2 protein-coding genes are annotated in these 1,338 nt (G+C 33.4%); both read left to right on the top strand.

Annotation, left to right across the window (positions count from 1 at the left end):
* The first annotated feature begins 51 nt into the window (after positions 1-51).
* Positions 52-444 (top strand): helix-turn-helix domain-containing protein, encoded by a 393-nt coding sequence (locus tag IV513_RS15440; RefSeq protein WP_209391440.1) that lies wholly within the window; start codon positions 52-54, stop codon positions 442-444.
* 14 nt (positions 445-458) lie between these two features.
* Positions 459-1,304: an IS3 family transposase gene (locus IV513_RS15435; protein WP_317196436.1), complete on the top strand. Its 846-nt coding sequence runs from the start codon at positions 459-461 to the stop codon at positions 1,302-1,304.
* The last annotated feature ends 34 nt before the right edge of the window (positions 1,305-1,338 follow it).

The following is a 1,338-nucleotide window of genomic DNA, read 5'->3' as shown; positions in this document are numbered from 1 at the left end:
TGCATATTCCTGAAATAGGTTGACAAAAAATTCATTAAATATTGTCAAACTATGGAACAAGAAAAATTCAATAGGTGTCCAAAATATACCTATCAAAAATTGCCTTTTCAAATCAAACTCCAAATTGTCCAAAAGGTAACCAACGGACAGATTTCTATCAATCACGCTGCTAAAACTTATGGAATATCCAGATCCACGATTGATTATTGGGTCAAAAAATTAGCTACCTTTAATCAAAAATCTATCGGTATGAGCAAAGATCAAGAGATTAAAAAACTAAAGGAAAAAATCCAAGAACTGGAGTTTGTGAAAGACTTTCAGCAGGATCTCATCCTTGATTTTGAGGAAATTGTAGGAAAGGAAATCTCAAAAAAGCATTTACCCAAAGACTTAATAAAAGAACTCGAGAAAAAGAAGAGAAACCGTTCAAAAAACAATGGTTAGCCGAAGTCTTTGGGATTACTCGTCAAGGCTATTACAAGCGGATGAAACACTTGGAAATACATTCTCAGAAGTATGAATTAATCCTATCAGAAGTTCGCAAAATACGCAAACTTCAACCCAAATATGGAACTTTAAAAGTCTTTAAAGAACTTTCTTCTTTCTTTCATCAGCATGGCATAAAAATGGGAAGAGACCGCTTCTTTAAGCTGTTAAAATGGAACGCAATGCTAGTGAAAAAATCTAAAAACTTCACTACAACAACCAATTCTAAGCACAGGTTTTTCAAGAATCCTAATAGAATTTTGGAAACAGAAATCACGCAATCCGAACAAGTTTGGGTGAGTGATATAACGTATGTAAAGCTTCAAAACGATTATGCGTATTTAGCACTCGTTACTGATGCGTATTCGAAGAAAATCGTTGGCTTTAACATCAGTAATCATATGAGAACAGAACTCGTTGTAAATGCTCTTAAAATGGCTTTAAAAGCAAGATGTTTCCCCAATAGGAAAATTATTCATCATTCAGACAGAGGAATACAATATTGTAGTCCAGAATTTGAACGATATACTCTAAAAAATGATATTATTTTAAGCAATACACAAAACTCTGATCCTTATGAAAACGCCGTTGCAGAGCGAATGAACAGAACTTTGAAGTACGAATACGGACTCAAAGAAACCCTACCCGATTTGAAAACCGCTCAGAAAATGACACAGCAAGCCGTAAACCTATACAACAACCATCGATTGCACTTTTCACTCAACTTTCAAACACCTGCAAAAGTGCATATCAAAGAAAATGTAAAATATAAATCTTACAAACGACAAAAAATTGATAACTTTAACAAAACAAAATAACTGAAAAATGTGTCAACTATTTCAGGATAATACA

The sequence above is a fragment of the Chryseobacterium sp. RR2-3-20 genome (genome assembly GCF_017808115.1).
GTDB lineage: Bacteria > Bacteroidota > Bacteroidia > Flavobacteriales > Weeksellaceae > Chryseobacterium > Chryseobacterium oryzae.
This window is presented reverse-complemented; position numbering and strand designations above follow the sequence as displayed.

Coding starts and splice junctions, on each gene's coding strand:
- IV513_RS15440 (WP_209391440.1), top strand. CDS start 52: ATGGAACAAGAAAAATTCAATAGGTGTCCAAAATATACCTATCAAAAA.